16 protein-coding genes and 1 pseudogene are annotated in these 19,852 nt (G+C 69.8%); 8 read left to right on the top strand and 9 right to left on the bottom strand.

Features of this window, described 5'->3' with window-relative positions:
- Positions 1–194: 194 nt before the first annotated feature.
- From QHG49_RS24995 to QHG49_RS24985, 3 genes are all read right to left on the bottom strand, one after another.
- Entirely contained in the window at positions 195–1,049 is an 855-nt protein-coding gene (locus QHG49_RS24995) for a DUF72 domain-containing protein (RefSeq protein ID WP_301491404.1), read from the bottom strand.
- A 44-nt stretch (positions 1,050–1,093) separates the two neighbouring features.
- A complete protein-coding gene (locus tag QHG49_RS24990; RefSeq protein WP_145485016.1) occupies positions 1,094–1,723 on the bottom strand; it encodes a response regulator in 630 nt (209 codons plus the stop codon).
- 120 nt (positions 1,724–1,843) lie between these two features.
- Positions 1,844–3,205, bottom strand: a complete 1,362-nt coding sequence (locus QHG49_RS24985) for a glutamine synthetase family protein (RefSeq protein WP_145485017.1) — start codon at positions 3,203–3,205, stop codon at positions 1,844–1,846.
- A gap of 267 nt (positions 3,206–3,472) precedes the next feature.
- On the opposite strand from QHG49_RS24985, the gene QHG49_RS24980 reads away from it, so the two are divergent.
- The gene (locus QHG49_RS24980; RefSeq protein ID WP_301491403.1) at positions 3,473–4,654 is read left to right on the top strand and encodes a globin domain-containing protein; all 1,182 of its coding nucleotides are present in this window, start codon (positions 3,473–3,475) and stop codon (positions 4,652–4,654) included.
- Positions 4,655–4,702: 48 nt separating this feature from the next.
- Here QHG49_RS24980 and QHG49_RS24975 read toward each other — a convergent pair whose 3' ends face one another.
- Complete coding sequence (locus QHG49_RS24975) at positions 4,703–5,140, bottom strand: Rrf2 family transcriptional regulator (protein WP_301491402.1); 438 nt, start codon at positions 5,138–5,140, stop codon at positions 4,703–4,705.
- A gap of 142 nt (positions 5,141–5,282) precedes the next feature.
- On the opposite strand from QHG49_RS24975, the gene QHG49_RS24970 reads away from it, so the two are divergent.
- From QHG49_RS24970 to QHG49_RS24960, 3 genes are all read left to right on the top strand, one after another.
- Positions 5,283–5,987 (top strand): DUF3105 domain-containing protein, encoded by a 705-nt coding sequence (locus QHG49_RS24970; protein WP_301491401.1) that lies wholly within the window; start codon positions 5,283–5,285, stop codon positions 5,985–5,987.
- Positions 5,984–6,643 (top strand): DUF305 domain-containing protein, encoded by a 660-nt coding sequence (locus QHG49_RS24965; protein ID WP_145485021.1) that lies wholly within the window; start codon positions 5,984–5,986, stop codon positions 6,641–6,643. The genes QHG49_RS24970 and QHG49_RS24965 overlap by 4 nt, the downstream gene beginning before the upstream one ends.
- 235 nt (positions 6,644–6,878) lie before the next feature.
- Positions 6,879–8,834 (top strand): protease pro-enzyme activation domain-containing protein, encoded by a 1,956-nt coding sequence (locus QHG49_RS24960; RefSeq protein WP_301491397.1) that lies wholly within the window; start codon positions 6,879–6,881, stop codon positions 8,832–8,834.
- Between the two features lie 93 nt (positions 8,835–8,927).
- Here QHG49_RS24960 and QHG49_RS24955 read toward each other — a convergent pair whose 3' ends face one another.
- Positions 8,928–9,323, bottom strand: coding sequence for a hypothetical protein (locus QHG49_RS24955; protein WP_301491395.1), 396 nt, complete (start codon positions 9,321–9,323; stop codon positions 8,928–8,930).
- Between the two features lie 181 nt (positions 9,324–9,504).
- Between QHG49_RS24955 and QHG49_RS24950 the strand changes: the two are divergent.
- Together QHG49_RS24950 and cutA are read left to right on the top strand one after the other, a co-directional pair.
- Positions 9,505–10,364: pseudogene (locus tag QHG49_RS24950) on the top strand (alpha/beta hydrolase); the annotation flags it as partial.
- 42 nt (positions 10,365–10,406) lie between these two features.
- Positions 10,407–10,757 (top strand): divalent-cation tolerance protein CutA, encoded by a 351-nt coding sequence (cutA, locus tag QHG49_RS24945; protein WP_159700829.1) that lies wholly within the window; start codon positions 10,407–10,409, stop codon positions 10,755–10,757.
- A gap of 190 nt (positions 10,758–10,947) precedes the next feature.
- On the opposite strand, the gene QHG49_RS24940 is transcribed toward cutA, so the two are convergent.
- Together QHG49_RS24940 and QHG49_RS24935 are read right to left on the bottom strand one after the other, a co-directional pair.
- Positions 10,948–11,184, bottom strand: coding sequence for a hypothetical protein (locus QHG49_RS24940; protein WP_301491393.1), 237 nt, complete (start codon positions 11,182–11,184; stop codon positions 10,948–10,950).
- A 4-nt stretch (positions 11,185–11,188) separates the two neighbouring features.
- A complete protein-coding gene (locus QHG49_RS24935; protein WP_301491392.1) occupies positions 11,189–15,121 on the bottom strand; it encodes a polymorphic toxin-type HINT domain-containing protein in 3,933 nt (1,310 codons plus the stop codon).
- A 361-nt stretch (positions 15,122–15,482) separates the two neighbouring features.
- Between QHG49_RS24935 and QHG49_RS24930 the strand changes: the two genes are divergently transcribed.
- Both QHG49_RS24930 and QHG49_RS24925 read left to right on the top strand, forming a co-directional pair.
- Positions 15,483–15,983 (top strand): hypothetical protein, encoded by a 501-nt coding sequence (locus QHG49_RS24930; protein ID WP_241670594.1) that lies wholly within the window; start codon positions 15,483–15,485, stop codon positions 15,981–15,983.
- Between the two features lie 153 nt (positions 15,984–16,136).
- Positions 16,137–18,386 carry a trypsin-like serine protease gene (locus QHG49_RS24925; protein WP_301491391.1) on the top strand — a complete coding sequence of 750 codons (2,250 nt, stop codon included), beginning with the start codon at positions 16,137–16,139 and terminating at the stop codon, positions 18,384–18,386.
- A 129-nt stretch (positions 18,387–18,515) separates the two neighbouring features.
- Here QHG49_RS24925 and QHG49_RS24920 read toward each other — a convergent pair whose 3' ends face one another.
- Together QHG49_RS24920 and QHG49_RS24915 are read right to left on the bottom strand one after the other, a co-directional pair.
- The gene (locus QHG49_RS24920; protein ID WP_301491390.1) at positions 18,516–18,926 is read right to left on the bottom strand and encodes a hypothetical protein; all 411 of its coding nucleotides are present in this window, start codon (positions 18,924–18,926) and stop codon (positions 18,516–18,518) included.
- Positions 18,927–19,094: 168 nt separating this feature from the next.
- Positions 19,095–19,649 (bottom strand): hypothetical protein, encoded by a 555-nt coding sequence (locus tag QHG49_RS24915; protein WP_301491389.1) that lies wholly within the window; start codon positions 19,647–19,649, stop codon positions 19,095–19,097.
- Positions 19,650–19,852: the final 203 nt, after the last annotated feature.

Here is a 19,852-nt window from a genome sequence, read left to right as displayed (position 1 = left end):
TGCGGCGACCGCTTCAACGCCGTCGCCGGGTGCCTGCGGCGGCCACTTGATCGCCGTCGTGGCTTGGGTCGCGCCTCGGGGAGGCGGTGAGTCGGTGCCCCGGCGGGTGGTGTCCGTCCTCGGGTCGGCGGAGAGTCGGTCGAGTGGTTCGACGAGTCGGAGCCGACCGCTGCGGGCGGACACCACCCGCCGTGTCACCTTCCCGCCGTGCGCGGGTGCGGCGGCGTCGTGGCGTGGAGGGCCGTCCGCATCGTCTCCGCCGCCTTCGCGGCGGCGTCGCCGCAACAGTTGTTGAAGAGGAGGTGGAGTTCGTCGGTGCGGGTGGCCAGGTGGTGGATCCGGGGGAGCCACTCCGACAGTTCCTGGGAGGTGTAGGTGTGGCGGAAGCGGTCCTCCTTGCTGCCCGTTCCCCAGTGGGGGCTGCGGCCGTGGAAGCGGACCAGGGAGAGGCGGGGGGTGGTGACGAGGGGGGTCGGGGGGAGGGTGGGGGCGTCCACGGATACGGCGGTGGCGTCGAGGTCGGTGAGGAAGGGGAGGGTGCGGGCGCTCTGCCACCAGGCGGGGTTGCGGAACTCCACGGCGAAGGGCCAGCCGCGGGCGCGTTCGCGGGCCGTGCGGATGAAGGTCTCGGCGTCGGGGCCGGGGGTGAGGGACGGGGGGTACTGGAAGAGGAGGGTGCCGAGGCGGTCCGCGCGGCGGAGGGGGGCCAGGGCGTCGGCGTAGCGGGTCCACAGTTCGGTCAGGAGGGCGTCGTCGCGGGGGTGCGTGCGCAGGTCCTCGGGGAGGGCGGAGGGGCGGGTGGGGTGGCCGGTGAGGAGGGCGGGGGCCTTGACGTCGAAGCGGAAGCCGTCGGGGGTGCGCTCCGCCCAGTTGGCGGTGGTGCGGGCGGTGGGCAGGGCGTAGTACGGGGAGTCCGCCTCGACCAGGGGGAAGCGGGTGGCGTAGTGGCGCAGGCGGCCCTCGGTGTCGCGGTGGCCGGGCGGGTACCAGCCGCTGGTGAGGAGGGCGCGGTCGGTCCAGCCGCAGGTGCCGATGAGGATGTTCGCCATGGGAGCCGGAGTACCCCGTGGCGCGGCGGGTACGGCTTGTTGACTCAGGTGCGCTGGGTCGGGAACTCCCCCAGGCCCCGCAGGAGTTCGAAGAGTTCCGTGGAGGAGCCGGCCACCGCGGTGCCGCCCGCGTCCGTGATCTCCTCGCGCAGGGTGAGGGCGCGGGGGGTGGCGTAGACGAAGACCGGGATCGGGTCGTCCTGGGCGCGCAGTTCGCGGATCAGGTCGAGGCCGGCGGTGCGGTTGGTGCGGGTGCGTTCCCTGCGGCTCAGGTCCGAGATGACGGCGTCGAAGGGCTGGTGGGGGCGGGCGAGGAGGCGCAGGGCCTCGTCCGTCGACTTCGCGAGGGCGACATCGACGCCCAGGGCGCGGAGTTGGGCCACCTCGGTGGCGTTGTTCTCCGGGCGGTCGTCCACCCAGAGCACGGAGTCCAGGGTGCGCGAGGCCGCCGGTGCGCGCACGGAGGCCAGCCGGCCCTGGAGGTCGGCCGTGGTGCGGATCAGGCTCTCCGAGACCTCCTGCACCGACAGCTCGGCCTCGCCCACCTTGATCGTGAAACCCCGGGACCGGACCATCTCCTTGATCAGGGGAAACAGCCGCCAGAGCGCGACCCCGGTCATCAGCGGCCAGGCCAGGCCGGTGAGGGCCTTGATCAGTTCCGTCGCGTCCTTCACCAGGCTCCCCCGAGGTCGAATGGGCGTGCGCCCGATTCTGACAGGGGGGAGGGAGTGGGGCCGGGCGGGTCGTGTCCGTCGGCCCCGGGTGATCGCCGCTGTGCAGAGCCCGTCCGCCGTCTACAGCACCGGCAGGTTCTTGCGGAGTTCGAAGGCCGTGACCTCCGAGCGGTACTCCTCCCATTCCTGGCGCTTGTTGCGGAGGAAGAAGTCGAAGACGTGTTCGCCCAGGGTCTCGGCGACCAGGTCGCTGCGCTCCATCAGGGTCAGGGCCTCGCCGAGGTTCTGCGGGAGGGGTTCGATGCCCATCGCGCGGCGTTCGGCGTCCGAGAGGGCCCAGACGTCGTCCTCGGCGCCCGGCGGCAGCTCGTAGCCCTCCTCGATGCCCTTCAGGCCCGCGGCGAGGAGGACGGCGTAGGCCAGGTAGGGGTTGGCGCCGGAGTCCAGGGAGCGGACCTCGACGCGGGCCGAGCCGGTCTTGCCGGGCTTGTACATCGGGACGCGGACCAGGGCGCTGCGGTTGTTGTGGCCCCAGCAGATGTAGGAGGGGGCCTCGCCGCCCGCGCCCGCCGTGCGCTCGGAGCCGCCCCAGATGCGCTTGTAGGAGTTGACCCACTGGTTGGTGACGGCGGCGGCCTCCGCGGCGTGCTTGAGCAGGCCCGCGATGAAGGAGCGGCCCACCTTGGAGAGCTGGTACTCCGCGCCGGACTCGTAGAACGCGTTGCGGTCGCCCTCGAAGAGGGAGAGGTGGGTGTGCATACCGCTGCCCGGGTGCTCGGAGAAGGGCTTCGGCATGAACGTGGCCTGGACGCCCTGTTCCAGCGCGACCTGCTTCATGACCAGGCGGAAGGTCATGATGTTGTCGGCCGTCGAGAGGGCGTCGGCGTAGCGCAGGTCGATCTCCTGCTGGCCCGGGGCGCCCTCGTGGTGGGAGAACTCCACCGAGATGCCCATCGACTCCAGCATCGTGATCGCCTGGCGGCGGAAGTCCATGCCCACGCTGGTCGGCGTGTGGTCGAAGTAGCCCGAGTTGTCGGCCGGCGTCGGGCGGCTGCCGTCCAGCGGGCGGTCCTTCAGCAGGAAGAACTCGATCTCCGGGTGGGTGTAGAAGGTGAAGCCCAGGTCGGAGGTGCGGGCCAGCGCGCGCTTGAGGACGTAGCGCGGGTCGGCGAAGGACGGGGAGCCGTCCGGCATCAGGATGTCGCAGAACATCCGGGCCGTGCCCGGGGTCTCCGCGCGCCACGGCAGCATCTGGAAGGTGGACGGATCCGGCTTGGCGATCATGTCGGACTCGTAGACCCGGGCGAAGCCCTCGATCGCGGAGCCGTCGAAGCCGATGCCCTCGTCGAAGGCCTGCTCCAGCTCGGCGGGGGCCACGGCGACGGACTTGAGGAAGCCCAGGACGTCCGTGAACCACAGGCGTACGAACCGGATGTCGCGCTCCTCCAGGGTGCGGAGCACGAACTCCTGCTGCTTGTCCATCTTCCGATTCCCCATCCTTGCTGGTCAGGAGCATCCCACCACAACACCGTTTCATCCGTGTTGCGGACCTTGATCGCCCCGACGTCCACCTTCTGAACGCCTCTCCTACGGCAGGTGTACTGCCCTGCCGCCCATCTTGCCTGTCGGCGGCGGCATCCGTAACGGCCGGGCGGGGTGGGGGCGTGAGGCAGGACACCTCCTTTAAATTTGCATCTCTGATGCATATTTAAATAGCGTTCGAGCAGCCGAGATCGCAAGGAGCCCGCGATGCTGTCCGAGAAGTCCGCTGCCACCGTCCGCGCCACCCTCCCCGCCGTGGGTGCCGCCATCGAGCAGATCACCGAGCGCTTCTACGCCCGGCTCTTCGACGCCCACCCCGAACTGCTGCGGGACCTGTTCAACCGCGGCAACCAGGCCTCCGGCGCCCAGAAGTCGGCCCTCGCGGGCTCCATCGCCGCGTTCGCCGGGCACCTGGTCGAGCACCCGGACCAGCGGCCGGACGCGATGCTGAGCCGCATCGCGCACAAGCACGCCTCGCTGGGCGTCGTACCGGAGCAGTACCCGGTCGTGCACGAACACCTCTTCGCGGCCATCGCGGAGATCCTCGGCGAGGCCGTCACCCCCGAGGTCGCCGCCGCCTGGAGCGAGGTCTACTGGCTGATGGCCAACGCCCTCGTCGCCGTCGAGAAGCGGCTGTACGAGGAGAGCGGCGGCCGGGAGTTCCGGGAGTGGGAGGTGGTGGGGAGGCAAGAGGAGACCGCCGATGTCGTGTCCTTCCGGGTGCGGCCCCTCGACGGTTCCCCCGTGCGTGGCTTTTGCGCCGGGCAGTACGTCTCCGTGGGCGTGAAGCTGGCCGACGGGGCGCGGCAGATACGGCAGTACAGCCTGTCGGGGGCGCCGGGCGAGGACGTACGGCGGTTCAGCGTCAAGCGGGTGCACGGGGGCGCGACGCCGGAGGGGGAGGTGTCCAACCGGCTGCACGCGCACGTACGGGTGGGTGACGTCCTCCAGTTGTCGGAGCCGTACGGCGACCTGGTGCTCGACGGCGCCGCCGGGCGGCCCCTGCTGCTCGCCTCCGCGGGCATCGGCGTGACCCCGATGGTCGCCATGCTGGCCTCGCTCGCGGCCGACGGGTACGACGGGCCGGTCACCGTCGTGCACGGCGACCGCTCCCCCGCGGACCACGCCCTGCGCGCCGAGCACCGGGCGTACGCGGACAAGCTCGCGGACTCGGCCGTCGGCTTCTTCTACGAGCGGGACGCCGGGCCCGGGGACCGTACCGGCCTGGTCGACCTGTCCGGGACCGGCATCGCGCCCGGCACCCGCGCCTACCTCTGCGGGCCGCTGCCGTTCATGCGCGCCGTGCGCGGTCGGCTGATCGAGAAGGGTGTGGCGCCGGCCGACATCCACTACGAGGTCTTCGGACCCGATCTGTGGCTCGCCGCCTGAGGTCCGGGACGGCGAGAAGGGGTCTCCGGGGCGGACGGCCGGGCCGGTTCAGGAGGGGCGCAGCGAGATGCCCAGCAGTACCGGTCCGGTCGGGTCCCTGACGATCTGGTCCAAGGTGATCGGGTCCAGCGAGGCGTAGAACGCCTCCTGGGCCCGGCGCAGGGCGCCGCGCAGCCGGCAGTCCGCGCGCAGCGGGCAGGGGGTGGCGCCCTCGCACTCCACCACCTCGTCGTCGCCCTCGAAGGTGCGCACGAGCGCGCCGACGGAGGCCGTACGGCCGCGTTCGGTCAGCGCCAGGCCGCCGCCTCGGCCGCGGCGGGCGTCGACCAGGCCGAGGTGCTGGAGTTCGGCGACGACCTTCGCGGCATGCGTGTAGGGCACGCCCATGCCCTCGGCGACCGTGCGGGTCGCGGGCGTGTCGTCGGTGGCCACGGCGAGGCGCATCAGGATGCGCAGGGCGAGGTCGGTGGAGCGCAGCAGCCTCATGGCGCGAGCGTAAATAATACGCATCCCAGGTGCAAATTCAGCCCTTTTGCCCTGCTCGCTCTACGGCAGCCCGCCACTCCCCCACTACGATCAGCGGGCTCCACCCCCTGCCCGCTCTCTCGCCCCAGAAGGACATCGCCTCATGGGTTCCGCCAACAACAGCAGCAGCGCGGCGCGCAAGGCGCGCATCGAGGAGATGCGGCGCGCCGAGCGTTCGCGCGAGCGCCGCAAGCGGACGCTCGTCATCGCCGCGTCCGTGGTCGTCGTGGCCGGGCTCGTCGTGGGCGGTGTCGTCCTCGTGGACTCGCGGTCCGGCACGAAGGACACGGCCGCGAGCAGCGACAACGGCAAGGACACCGGCGATGTGAACAGCAAGAGCTCCGGGGACTCCGGGCACTTCACCACCGGGAAGGACGGCGTGCGCACCTGGAAGGGCACGCTGCCGCGGACCCATGTGACGACCCCGGTGTCGTATCCGATGCATCCGCCGGTGGGCGGCAACCACAACCCGGTGTGGGCGGACTGCAACGGTGACGTCTACACGCAGCAGTTGCACGACGAGAACGCGGTGCACTCGCTGGAGCACGGCGCGGTGTGGGTGACGTACACCCCCAAGGCGGCGAAGGCCGACATCGAGGCGCTCGCGGCGAAGGTGAAGAAGACGCCGTACTCGCTGATGAGCCCGTACGAGAACCAGGCGTCGCCGCTGATCCTGTCGGCGTGGGGTCACCAGGTGGCCGTGAAGAGCGCGAGCGATCCCGAAGTGGACAAGTTCTTCGCGGACTTCGTGCAGGGGCCGCAGACACCGGAGCCGGGTGCCTCGTGCACCGGCGGGGTGATGAAGTGAGCCGGCGCGCCATCGGCTGGGCGGCGGGGGCCGCGGCGGCGGTGCTCGTCGCGGCCGGTGCCGTCACGTACGCGGTCGCCGACCCGGGTTCCGTCTCCGGCTCCGGTTCCGGTGACGGGAAGGCGGCGCAGAGGACGCCGGCCGCGGACTCGGCGGACGCGGGCTTCGCGCGGGACATGGCCGTGCATCACCAGCAGGCCGTCGAGATGTCGTACATCGTCCGCGACCACACGAAGAACGAGGACGTACGGCGGCTCGCCTACGACATCGCGCAGACGCAGGCCAACCAGCGCGGGATGCTGCTGGGTTGGCTCGATCTGTGGGGGCTGCCGAAGGTGTCGGCGGACCCGCCGATGACCTGGATGGGCATGGGCGGCATGGTCACGGCCGAGGACGGCTCGCTGATGCCCGGTATGGCCACCAACACGCAGATGAGGAAGCTCGCGGCCCTGAACGGGAAGCAGGCCGAGATCTTCTACCTCCAGCTGATGACGAACCATCACAAGGGCGGCATCCACATGGCCGAGGGCTGCGTGGCCAAGTGCACGGTGGGCGTGGAGAAACGGCTGGCCCAGGGCATGGTGGACGCGCAGCAGTCGGAGCTCCAGGTGATGGCCCAGATGCTCAAGGAGCGCGGAGCCGAACCGCTCCCCTGACCAGGGAACAAGTCACTCCGTAACACAGCTGTAAGGAAAAACCGCCCAAATGCCCCTAGGTGGCGGTTACTTGAGCTTCTCTTTCCGTCCCGTTTACCTGGCATGAGCAGTTCATCGGTCAGAGTTGCCCCCATCGTGTGATCCATTCGCCGGCTGTTCACCACCGCCGCCGGCCGGCGCGGAGCCGCGTGTACCTACCTACTACGTGCATGCGCAACGCATCGCAGGGGGTTCTATGAGATCCAATAGCGCCAAGACGCGCGCCGTGAGCATGGCAGCCGCGCTGCCCATGATCGCCGGTGCGCTGGCGCTGGGCATACCCGCGGCCCACGCCGCGGACAGCCCCGCCCGTAATGCTCTGAAGGGCACCAAGCCGCTGTGGGCCACGGCCAAGGCGGACAAGGGCGCCACCAGCAACGGTGCCCAGGTCAAGGCCCGGGTCTACCTGGCCGGCCGGGACGCGGCGGGCCTCGCGGCCTACGCCAAGGCGGTCGCCGACCCCAGCTCGCCGTCCTACGGCAAGTACCTGTCGGCCAAGCAGGCCCAGACCCGCTTCGGCGCCACCAAGGCGCAGGTCGCGGCCGTCAGGTCCTGGCTGACGTCGGCCGGTCTGAAGGTCACCGAGGTCACGCAGCACTACGTCGCCGTCTCCGGTGACGTCGCCTCCGCCGAGAAGGCGTTCGGCACCCAGCTGCACAACTACGCCAAGGGTTCGAAGACCTACCGCGCCCCGGCGCAGGCGGCCTCCGTCCCGGCGGGCCTCAAGGGCACCGTGCTGACCGTCACCGGTCTGGACAGCGCCCCGCACAAGGCCGACCACGACGACACGCTGCCGCCCCCGGACGCGGTGTTCAAGAACGCCGGTCCGTTCTCGTCGTACTACGGCTCGAAGACCGCGAGCACGCTGCCGGACGCGTACGGCACCAAGCTGCCCTACGCCGTCAAGGGTTACACCGGCAAGCAGCTGCGCTCGGTCTACGGCGCCGGCAAGTACACCGGCAAGGGTGTCCGCGTCGCCATCACCGACGCCTACGCCTCGCCGACCATCGCCTTCGACGCCGGCACGTACGCGGCGAAGAACGGCGACAAGGCGTGGAAGACCGGTCAGCTGCACCAGTCGCTGCCGGCCAACTTCACCCGGACCGACGAGTGCAAGGCGTCGGGCTGGTACGGCGAGGAGACCCTCGACGTCGAGGCCGTGCACGCGGTCGCGCCGGACGCCGACGTCACCTACGTCGGTGCGGCGTCCTGCTACGACGACAACCTGCTCGACTCGCTGAGCAAGGTGGTCGACAACCACCTGGCCGACATCGTCTCCAACTCGTGGGGCGACGTCGAGGCCAACCAGACGCCGGACCTCGCGGCCGCCTACGACCAGGTCTTCCAGCTGGGCGCGGTGCAGGGCATCGGCTTCTACTTCTCCTCCGGTGACGACGGCGACCAGGTCGCCAACACCGGCACCAAGCAGGTCGACACCCCGGCCAACTCCGCCTGGGTGACCGCCGTCGGCGGCACCTCCCTCGCGGTCGGCAAGGGTGACAAGTACCTGTGGGAGACCGGCTGGGGCACCACGAAGTCCAGCCTGTCGGCCGACGGCAAGAGCTGGACCAACTTCCCCGGCGCCTTCACCTCGGGCGCGGGCGGCGGCACCAGCAGCACGGTCGCCGAGCCGTACTACCAGAAGGGCGTCGTCCCGGACTCGCTCGCCAAGGCGAACAACGCCTCCGGCAACCGCGTCGTCCCGGACATCGCGGCCATCGCCGACCCGAACACCGGCTTCCTGGTGGGCCAGACCCAGACCTTCCCCGACGGGTCGCAGCAGTACAGCGAGTACCGCATCGGCGGCACCTCGCTGGCCGCGCCGACCATCGCGGCGGTCCAGGCCCTCGCCCAGCAGGCGGCCGGCGGCAAGGCGATCGGTTTCGCCAACCCGTCGATCTACGCGAAGTTCGGCAAGAAGGGCGTCTTCCACGACGTCACGGACAACCCCACGGGCCATGGCCTGGGTGTCGTCCGCGTCGACTACGCCAACGGCCTCGACGCCACCGGCGGCCTGCTCTACTCCGTCCGCACCCTGGGCAAGGACAGCTCCCTGTCCGCGACCAAGGGCTACGACGACGTGACGGGCGTGGGCTCTCCGGCGGACGGCTACGTCGCGTCGTACGCCAAGAACAACAGCAAGAAGCACTGAACGGCTCCGCTGAGCTGAACTGAGCTTCTTCGGGAGGGGACGTGGGGCCGTCATCGGCCGCACGTCCCCTTCGCCTTGCGGGAAGAGCCGGGGTCAGTTCCCGCGCCGCCGGTCGAGCAGGCAAAAGACGAGGAGGGACGCGGCGAGCAGGAGGATGCCGGTGAGGAGGAAGGGCCAGGGGGCGAATTCGTCCGTGCAGGTGGTTTCCGTCGCCGTCGACCGGCATACGGCTCCCGGGCCGCCCCGGTTGGCGTACGCGAGGTAGAAGAGCGGCAGGGCCGCGCCCGCGAGGGCGCCGACGGCGGTGGTCAGGTGTCGCTTGCGCAGCAGGAGGACGGCGGCCGGCAGCGCCGCCGCGAGCAGGAGCACGCCGACGGACAGCAGGGCGGCCAGCCCCAGCGCGGCAGCCGCGCCGACCGCGGCCCAGGCCAGGAACCAGCCCCAGGGTGCGCCGGGCTGTCCGACGGCTTCGGCGGTTCTGCTGCGCATGGTGCCTCCCGGTGCGGACGAGGCCGAGCCGGCCCCCGTGTCCAGCGGGCTCAGCACTTCGTGAAGTCTCCCAATTCGTCTGCCTGACAAGCGGGTTGGCGGGGCGTGACAGTGGTCACGGGACGTTCGGTTCGGCGGCTCGGCCGGGCTCGGGTGGCCTCGCGTCGCATCGCCTCGTGCGGCCTCGTGCGGCACCGACCCCCGGGCCCACGGCGCCGACCCGGCGGACGCCTTCCACCTGGTCCTGCCGAGCATCCCCGGCTTCGGCTTCTCCGGGCCCACCCGCGAGAAGGGCTGGGAGTACCGCCGGGTCGCGGCCGCGTTCGGCGAGCTGATGTCCCGCCTGGGGTACGGCCGTTACGGCGCCCAGGGCGGCGACTGGGGCGCGGCGGTCTCCCGCGAGCTGGGCCGCATCCGCCCGGACCGCGTCATCGGCGTCCACCTGAACCTGCTCCCCGGCGCGGGCGCCACGGCCGAGCCGACGCCCGAGGAACTCGCCGCGCTCACCCCGGCGGAGCGGGAGCGTACCCGGGCGTCCTGGGAGCGGATGCGGGCCTGGAGCCGGGAGCAACAGGGCTACGCGGACATCCAGTCGACCCGCCCGCACACCCTCGCCTACGGGCTCTCCGACTCACCCGTCGGCCAACTCGCCTGGATCGCCGAGAAGTTCAAGGAGTGGACGGACTCCGCCGACGGCCCGGAGGACGCCGTCGACCGCGACCACCTGCTGACGAACGTGATGCTGTACTGGCTGACCAACACCTCCGCCTCCGCCGCACGCCTCTACTACGAGCGCGCCCACGCCGCCTACCGGGGCCGGCCGCCGAAGCCGTCCTCGACGCCGACCGCGTTCGCCTCCTTCCCCCGGGAGAACTTCATCGCGCTGCGCCATGTCGCCGAGCGCACCGACCACATCGTCCGCTGGACGGAGTTCGACCGGGGCGGGCACTTCGCGGCGATGGAGCAGCCGGAGCTGCTCGTGGCGACATCCGGGCGTTCTTCCGGGGCCTGCGCGACGCGGGCGACGGAGTCTCGCCCTGAGGGTGGCTAGGGTCGTATCCCCCGACCCGGAAAGGCAGTTGCATGGCCGAGATCAAGACCGAGATCGAGATCGTGATCGCGCAGACGACCATCGACGACGAGGGGCGGGCGAAGGCCCTCGCCGGGGGCGCGGTGGAGAACCGTCTGGCGGCCTGCGCCCATATCGACCCGCCGTTCACCGCGGTGTACCGGTGGCAGGGGGCGATCGAGACGGCGCGGGAGTGGCGGATCTCGTACAAGACGACCGCGGACCGGTTGCCGGAGCTGGCGGCCTGGGTCGCCGAGCACCACGGCTACGAGGTCCCCGAGTGGATCACACTGCCGGTGACCGGGGGCTCCGAGGCGTATCTGAGGTGGGTGGCCGAGGAGACCTCCCCCCACACGGCGGGGTGACGCGGCACGTCTCAGGCCCCGGAGGTGTCCCGGCCCTGGATCAGCGCGGCGGTGGTGCGCGGTTCGGTGTGCACTCCGCTCAGCGGTCTGAGGAGCCCCGCTGGTCCTGGACCAGCGGGGCTCCTCGGTTCACCGGGTCAGGCAGGCATCGTCGCTTGTCTCGACCGCTTCACTCATCAGGCTCAGTGACTCATCCCTCAAGGCCGGACTGGATCTGATTCCAGTAAGCGTGCTGGTCACGCCACGCGGCGCTCTCGTAGATCGCGGTCTTCGCCTCGGCCAGAGACAGCCCGAGGACGCGAGAAGCAATGTAAATCGCCTCTGTGGGAGAAAAACCCCGATCCCGCAATTCCTGGAATACATCCTCGCGCCCCAGGCTGCGGACAGACATTTCTGAAGCCAGATTGTCCAGGATGGTTCGATTCATTTCTCTACTTCCCAAGGATTTCTGCGACCACCAGCGTCATAGAGCCACGGCGCTTGAAAATACTGCCGTCCTTCCGCGGTATATGACGTTCGTAATTGATCACGATCTTGTTGAACCCTTCGGACTTTGCCATCTCTGCCATGGGACGCTTCAATTCCATGACCTTGTCGATTCCGACTGGCGCCCGTTCGAGCCCACTGGTTCCCTGAGGGAAAACCGAAAGATCGTCGAGATGCAGAGTGTCTCCGGAGGCGCGGACCTCCGCCATCAGGTCGATCTTATGGCCTCCGGTCTCGAAGGTCTCACCCCAGATCTCCCCGTCGATGAACTTGGGGCAATTGCTGTTGTGGACCAAAACCGGCGTCCGGCCCGCCAGCACATAGTAGGTGTGCAGGTCGGCGACGGTGAGATTGTACGTCCGGGCCGTCTTCTCGAACGATCGGTTGTCCCGGACCGTGACGGTGGTGCCGTCGACTGTACGGAGGGTGGTTCCGGCGGTCAGCCGGTCGGCACGCACCCAGTTTCCGGCCGAGGGTGACCAGAACGGGTGCTCGTTCGTCGCAGTGAGGTGCTCGGTCTGGTGGCTGGTCTCGAGTGTGAGGTCGTTGAAGTGCTTGTCGTGTTCGGTGACGATGCGATCGGTCACCGTCCGCGATCCGGTGATTCCGGTGGCCGGATCGGTCGACACGACCTGGTCCCCGACCTCGACGGACTCGATGTTCTTGGTCGAGCCGCCGGCCATGAGCACCTTGGTGCCGGGCAGGAAGCATTTCAGGCACTTGGCTGCCACTTTCCCTGCCCGAGAGGCTTCAGCGATGGCTTCGACGCCCTCTTCAGCCTTCTTGAGCAGTTTCAGCTTACCGACCGGAAGAACACCGGCCACGGCCAGACCGCATCCCACCAGGGTGGGGTGTTCGACGCACTCGATGAGGTCCGTGATACCGAGGACCATCATGCCGCCGTCAAGCAGATGCTTTGCCAGATCAGGGGCCACCTCCGGATTTTCCAGAGGTTGTCCCGCCATCGCGCACGGAGGCACGCTGTCCCGGGACATGTAAGCGACACAGCGCTTCTTTTCCTTGGTCTTCTTCTCCTGCTCGCGCTGCTTCTTCCGCTCGTCCGCTGCTTTCCTGTTGGCCTCGGCCTGCTCCGAAAGACGCTTCTTCAGTACGTCCTTCCATGCCTGTGTCGCGGCGGTTTCAGCTTCCGCGGCACTCTTGCCGGCCGAGATGGCGGAGGCCCGAGCATCAAGCGATGCGTTGTTGGCCACGGTGGCCGAGTCACGGGCATAGTTCGCGGACCACGCCGCCTGGGCGGCAGACTCCTCGGCGCCGGCTGCGTCCTGCTCGGCCCGGTCCGCAGCACTGCGGGCGGTCTTCGCGGACTGGGCCGCCTTGTCCGCGCTCTGCTGGGCTTGATCAGCGGACTTCTTCGCGTCCTCGGCGTATTTGCCCGCCTGCTCCGCGTTCTCCTTCGCGTCGGCAGCCGCCTTATCCGCCTCGGTCTTGGCGTTCTTGGCTTGTGCCGCGGCTTGGGCCGCCAGGTAGCTGTCCTTGCGCGCCGTGGCGGCGATGCCGTCGACGTCGCTCAGCAGCCGTCGCATCTGCGCGACATGGGTCTGGGAGAGCTTGTCCTTGCGGTCGGCCATGTACTGACCGACCTGGATGAACTCATGCAGCTCGTCGGCGGGGCCGGTGAGGGCGATCTTGGCCGCCGCCTGCACCTCCGGACCGCCCTCGTCGACGAGCTTGGATACGAGGACCCGTTCGTCGGAGTTGCGAGCCATGTACTGGCCGCCGTTGACGAAAGACATCATGGCCTGTGGGCTGCCGTCGGCGAGGGCTGCCTCGGAGGCGTCCTTCACGGCCGGTCCACCGGCGTTGTTGATCCGGGAGACGAGCACGCGGTAGTCGGCGGTGGCCACCGTGTACTGACCAGTGGTGTAGAAGTCGCGAACCTGCGAGTCGCTGCCCTGGAGCGCCTTCTGCGCACCGGTGCGAACGGCGTCGTAGGGACTGGTCGCCGCCAGGTCAGTGACCTGCTGCCGGATCTCGTCCGTCGCGCCCTGCTCGGCACCGGTACGCAGATAGTCGAGGACTGCCTCGTCATCACCGCTCAGCGCATCGGCGGCCGCTTCCTGGCGCCAGGCGCCGTACTGCTTGAGAGCGCGCACGGCAACGGCGCGCCCCTTGGCCGCGATCGCGGCGCTGTCGGCGCCGGGCTTGTCCGCCTCCGCCGCGAGGGCGGCGGTGTCCTCCGCGATTCGCTTGTCCTCCAGCGCGACCTTGGCCAGTGCGGAGGTGAAGGTGTCGGTGGCCGACTTGCGCGACTGCGCGGCCTCCATGGAGGCGTTGGTGCGGTTGACGAGGTCCTCAGCCTCCGTCTTGCGGGCGACGTCGAAGACCTTGTGCGCGGTGGCGGCGGCAGCGGTCGCGGTGGCGGCGGCTTTCTTCGCGTTGGCCGCCTGCTTGGCCGCCTGGTTGGCCGCGTCCGTCGCCTTGCCGGCCTGCTTGGCGGCTTCCTCCGCGGCGACCGCCGCGTTCTCGGCGTGTGTCGCCGCCGAGTTCGCCGCGTCCCGCGCTTCTCCGGCGGCCTCGGCCGATTCGCGGGCGAGCGTGTCGGCGGCGTCAGCGGCACGGGCGGCCTCGCGGGCATGGCGTCGCGTCTCGGCCGCGGCGGCCTGCGCCTCGGCGGAGTGCACGCCTGCGGCTTCCGCAGCCCGGTTGGCCTCGTCGGCCGAGTCAGCGGCCGCGTTCGCGTTGCCCGTCGCGCTCCGGGATGCCGCGACAGCGGCACGGGCGGCCGTGGACGCCTTGGCGGCCTGATCGGCCGCGTCCGCCGACTTCTTCGCCAAGGCTCCGGCGGCACGGGCCTGCTTGGCCATATCCCGCGCCTTGCCCGCGGCCTTGGCGTCACCGGCCGCGTCCGCGGCCGCCTTGTACGCGGCGCTCGCCGCGTTGGCGGCGGCGGTGGCGGCGGCCGAGGTCTGCGCGGCCGCCAACGCGGCTATACGCGCCGAACGATTCGCGGCGCTCGCCGCGTTAATAGCGGTCTGCGCTGCTTCCGCAGCCGCTTTCGCCGCTTCGGCTGCCTGCCGGGCCTTGGCCGCGGCCCTGATCGAGTCGTTCTTCGCGGCCGCGGTCTCCTTGGCCGCCTTGTCCGCCGCCTGCTTGGCCAGCTCGGAGGCCGCGATCGCCTTCGCGGAAGCTTCCTGAGCGGACTTGGTGGCGTCCTCGGCTTGCTTGCCCGCCTGCTGGGCCTGCGCGGTCAACTGAGCGATCGTGGAATGTTCCTGATCGTGATCACGGGCGATGAACTGCCCGACCTCCAGGAACTCCACCACGTCGTCCGGCGTCCCCTGCAGAGCCAGCTTCCCGGCCGCCTTCAGCGCCGTACCGCCGGAGGCGATCAACTGGGAGACCTGCACCCGGTTGTCGGCCTCACGGGCTGTGTACTGCCCCTCGGAGAGGAACTTCGCCACGTCCTCGGGCGAACCCTGCAAAGCCGCCTTGCCCGCGTCCTGCACACCAGGGCCGCCGAGATCGACGACCCGCGAGACCTCCACACGCCGGTCCTGCTCCAGCGGAGCCTTCCAGCCATCGCGCAGGAACGCCGCCACGTCATCCGCGTTCTGCGAAGCGAGAGCGGTCTTCGCCGCCCCACGTACCGCCGGACCACCCGCGTTGATGATGCGGCTGACTTCCACCCGGTCGTCCGCGGTTTGAAGGGCCGGCTGGTCCCTGACGAACGCACGGATGTCGTCCTCGGTGCCGAGCAGGGCGCGCTCGGCGGCTTCCTTGACACCGCTACCGCCGTCGCGCCAGTACTCGACGACGATTCCGCGGTTGAGAATGTACTCGGAGTCGTCGTCGGCCAGGGCCGGAGCCGGACCGAGGAGCCCTATCGCGAGAGCGGTGGAAAGCAGCCCCGCGGTCACACCGCCGCACAGGCCGGACCGTCGGGTACGGCTCCGCGCGGACTCATGGGTCCGTCTGTGTGACGCCCGCACAGGGCGCCAACGCTTTGTCATACAACGTCCACTTCGATCGTCACGCACCCCCTCGCCGTCTCGCCACGGCCACCGCATCCACTTCTGCCTGGCATACCGGCGATGAGATGGATCGCGGCGGGGCGATCGCCGCCGGCCGAAAGCGGGTTCGACGATCGACCGGCCGTCAATTTGACCTGAGCGTGGAGGAATAGAGGGGGTATCTTAAAGTCAATCTTACATATGCTTTACTTATGTACCCCTTGTGGGCTGCGATGCCCCACTACTCACCAACTGGAAGGACTTTGTGGTGATTTCCCGTGCCGTCAAGGCACTCGCGGTCGGCACCGCGACGGTCATGCTCAGCTCTGTCGGGTTCGCCGCGATCGCGTCGGCCGACGGCTCCGCACCAACCTCGCCGCAGCCGGGCGCTTCGGACATGCCGTCCGCGGTCGAGACCTTCGACTACCCGGGGGCCGCCCGGATCCAGGCCGAGCGAAAGATCGTTCTCAAGCGTGGTGACGGCCACATCATCCTCACGGGCTGCGACTCGGCCTATGACATCAAGGTCGAGTCCCGCACTGCCGATATGTTCTTCTGCTTCAAGGCCAGCGGTAAGCAGGGCTACCTGGCCATGGAGCTGCCCGACGCGTACGGAATCTGGACCGAGGACCACCCTGTCCAGGCCACCCTGACCGCCGAGGGCAAGGAGACCGTGGTCAACGCGCCCAAGAACGACTACACACCCGTCGGCGAGGCGGGCAGCGCCGCCAAGCGCTCCGTTCTCATCGAACTCCGCGTCAAGGGCTGACCCCTCGGCCCAGCAAGAGCGGGCACGACCAGTCGGATTCGGTGAGCCCCGCAGCTCTGTTCACCGGGCCCCACGACTCCCGGGAGCCACGGACGGACGGCAGACCGCCGACCACGGGCCGACCCGTACACCTCCGCAGCGCCCACCGCACCCATGAACCACCAGGAAGTCCACGTGTCCAACCCCCGCCCCTACGCGGCGCTGACGAGCACACTGCTCGCCGCCGCCGTCGTGTCCGGTGTGCTCACCGGTCCCGGCGCTTACGCCATCACCGGTGGCGCCGCGGCCAACGGTTCCTTCGCGTACACCGCGCATCTCACCATCGGCTCCGGCGACCGGGCTTGCACCGGGGTACTCGTCGACCCGCAGTGGGTCCTCACCGCGGCGAGCTGCTTCGCCGCCGACCCCGACCGCGGCACCACCGTCCGCGCGGGCAAGCCCTCCAAAGCCACCACCGCCGTCCTCGGCCGTACTGACCTGACCAGTACCGCCGGCCAGGTCAGGCAGGTGGTCGAGCTGGCACCCCGTGCGGACCGCGACATCGTCCTGGCCCGGCTGTCTCGACCCGTCGGCGGAATCACACCGGTCAAGTTGAGCGCCGCCGCTCCGGCCGCCGGGGAGACACTCACCGTGGCCGGCTACGGCCGCACGAAGACGGAGTGGGCCCCGCTGAAGCTGCACACCGGCAGTTTCAAGGTGACCACCGTGGAGTCCGGCACCATGGAAATCAGCGGCCAGAACGGCGCCGCTGTCTGCGCGGGGGACACCGGTGCACCGGCCCTGCGTGCCATCGGCGGAAGCTACGAGCTGGCCTCACTCAACACCCGCTCCTGGCAGGGCGGTTGCTTCGGGCAGGAGCCGGCCGAGACCCGCACCGACGCACGCAATGCGCGAGTGGACGACCTGGGTGACTGGATCAGTTCCACCGTCCAGGCGGCTGCCGTCACGGACTTCAACTGCGACGGCATCGAGGACACGGCGATCTCGGACCCCAAGGCCGCGGTCGGCGGCGACGACGGGGCCGGCGTTGTCCGTGTTGTCTACGGCGGTGGCAAAGGCACCGCCGAGATCGACCAGGACCTGGACTGGGTGCCGGGCGGTTCCGAAGCGGACGACTGGTTCGGCGAGACCATCGACACCGTCGACTACAACCAGGACGGCTGCACGGACCTGATCGTGGGTACCCCGTCGGAGGATCTTGACAAGGCCACCGACGCGGGCATGGTCGATGTCCTGTACGGCGCGCCGGGCGGTATCGGCACCGGCACGGTGAAGGACACCCACTTCGAGCAGCAGACCGGCACCGGGTCCATCAACGCGTCGACGCCCGAGACCGGTGACCGGATGGGCCAAGCGCTGGCCGCCGGCACCACCGCCTCCGGCGAGCCGTTCCTGGTGATCGGCGCGCCGGGCGAAGCGATCGGTTCCGTGCCCAAGGCGGGTATCGCCTTCTACGTGCACGACAGCACCAGCACCGCCATCACCACGGCCAATGTGGGCATCACCCAGGACAGCACGGATGTGCCTGGCGCAGTGGAGGCCAACGACAACTTTGGCGCCGCCGTCGCGGCCGACGCGAACCACATCGCCATCAGTGCCCCCGGCGATGCCATCGGTGCCGATGCCGGGGCGGGCAATGTGGTGGTCTTCTCCCACAAACTCAACTCCGAGAATCGTCCGACACCGCTGTTCGGCCTCGACCAGGACTCGGACAGGGTCTCCGGCGGCGCCGAAGCAGGCGACCAGTTCGGGAAGTCCCTGGCCATGGTCCCCTACCGCCCCTCGGGCGCGGCATCCGCCACGGACTCCATACTCGCAGTCGGCGCGCCCGGTGAAGACCTGGACATCGACGGCGTCAACAAGAGCGACGCCGGCAACGTGATCACTTTCCGCCTCGCCGCCGCGGGGACGTTCACCCAGATGAACGTGTACAGCTCAGGCACCGCGGCGGACGACGTCGTGGGTACCTCCGAGGCCGGTGACCGCTTCGGTCAGACCTTGGCCGCCGTGAACACCACGCCCGGCATGGCCAGCACCGCGGCGACGATGAAGCTCGCCGTCGGCGCGCCCGGCGAGGCGGTCGGTACCGCGACCAAGGCCGGCGCCATCACCACCTTCTCGCTGCTGGGCTCGCCCGGCGCGAGCGACCGCTGGATCGAGGCCGGCACCTCCGGCATCCCCGGCACGCCCGGTGTCGATCAGCAACTCGGCTCCAGCATCCACTACACCGGCACCAGCCTGTACGTCGGTATGCCCTACGGCCCGTCCAAGTACGGCGCGTTGCACGCTCTGCCCCTGGCCAACGTGACCGCGGGCGGCAGCAACGCCGCGATCACCTCGTACCAGCCCGGCCAGGGCGGGCTCCCCAACACCGGGGGCCGCTTCGGCTACGCCTCCCGCTGACCGGACACCGGCTCAGGAGCGAGCGGCCGGTGGGTCACACCGGCTGCCGCTCCTGCCATGGGTGCGAGGAGAAGTCGCGCGGCCGCGGGCGGTGGTCGTGTCGACCAGCCCGCGGCCGCGTGGGTGGGATCAGCGGATGTGGACCGTGGCCACGCTGGAGGTGTGCAGGCGCACGGGGTGGTGGTCGTGCTTGTTCTTCAGGCCGTAGAGCACGGCGCGGAGTTGCAGGTCGCCGCGGTGGGCGGCCGAGCCGTGGGTGGTGATGCGGGCGTCGCCCTTGGCCGGGGTGGTGCAGTTCTCCTGGTGCCAGGTCTGCTTGCCGGTGCGCTCCTCCAGGCACAGCTGGTGCAGGTAGCCGGCGATGTCGTCGTCGCCGTCCGCCTTGATGGTGAACGTCTTGCCGACGTGCGCCGTGCGCGGCACCGTGACCGCCACATCCCCCTTGGCGAACGCCGGTACGGCGGCCAGCGTCACCGAGGCGAGCCCCAGCGCGCCGATCACGACCGCGCGAACGCCGCGCGCCTTATTCGTCCCGTTCATGTGCTTCCCTCCCCCGAGTCCCCCTGGTCTGGAGAGACCCGTTTCCTTCCGAAAGCGCCGTATTGCGCCTTGCCGGTTGTTCAGACGGACGGGATGACGGGTCGGGTTGGGTCTCGCCCGACGGCTTTGCGAAATCATGCCAAAGCCCCCAGGCGGGGAGGGTGAGACTCAGGTGGCGGGGAGCCCCAGGGAGCGCAGTGTGCCGGGAGGTACGTCGGTGCCTTCGAGGGCGTCGGCCAGGCGCAGGGCGCGGTCGGCGACGAGGAGGTCGGGGGGCGTCTCGGGTACGTCCTCACCGATGCGCGCCAGCCATTCGGTGATCTTGCGCCAGGAGTAGAACTCCGTACCGCCGACGCCGGGTTCCGGGGCCGGGAATCCGGTGAACTCCTTCCGCCACCGGGACAGTTCCCGCCCGCAGCGCTGGGCGGCCTCCTCCAGGGTCACGGTGTCGTCGTACCGGACACCGATCGCCCGCAGTCCCGGAATGAGACGGAGGTCGCGGGCCACCTGGGCGACGGCGTCCAGCAGGGTCGGGGCGTCGATGTCGCAGGACAGTTCCCTGAGCGCGCTCGCATCCGGGACACGCGCGTGGTCTCCGGGCCTTTCAGGACCCAGCGTGTAGGAGACCGACCCGTCCGCGAGGGCATCGCAGTGGTCGAAGGCGTCTGCCTGCTCGGCGGTGAGAGGCTGGTCGACCAGGAGGGTGAAGCTCCACTCTGACACGACGGCGGTCCTTTCAGTGCTGGTGCTCCCGGACGAAGCGGTCGATGCGCTTCGCCTCGTTCCCGGGGTTTTTCGGAGCGCCTGAAACCACGTGGCGCGCTCCGCAGGAGCAGCACACCACCCACCCCATCGGTGTCCGTTCTTGTCCGGCACCACCTGGCATCCGGCGCGCTTCGCTCGGTCCAAGGCCGCCGCGACATCCC

It is taken from the genome of Streptomyces sp. WP-1, assembly GCF_030450125.1.
GTDB classification, from domain to species: domain Bacteria; phylum Actinomycetota; class Actinomycetes; order Streptomycetales; family Streptomycetaceae; genus Streptomyces; species Streptomyces incarnatus.
This window is presented reverse-complemented; position numbering and strand designations above follow the sequence as displayed.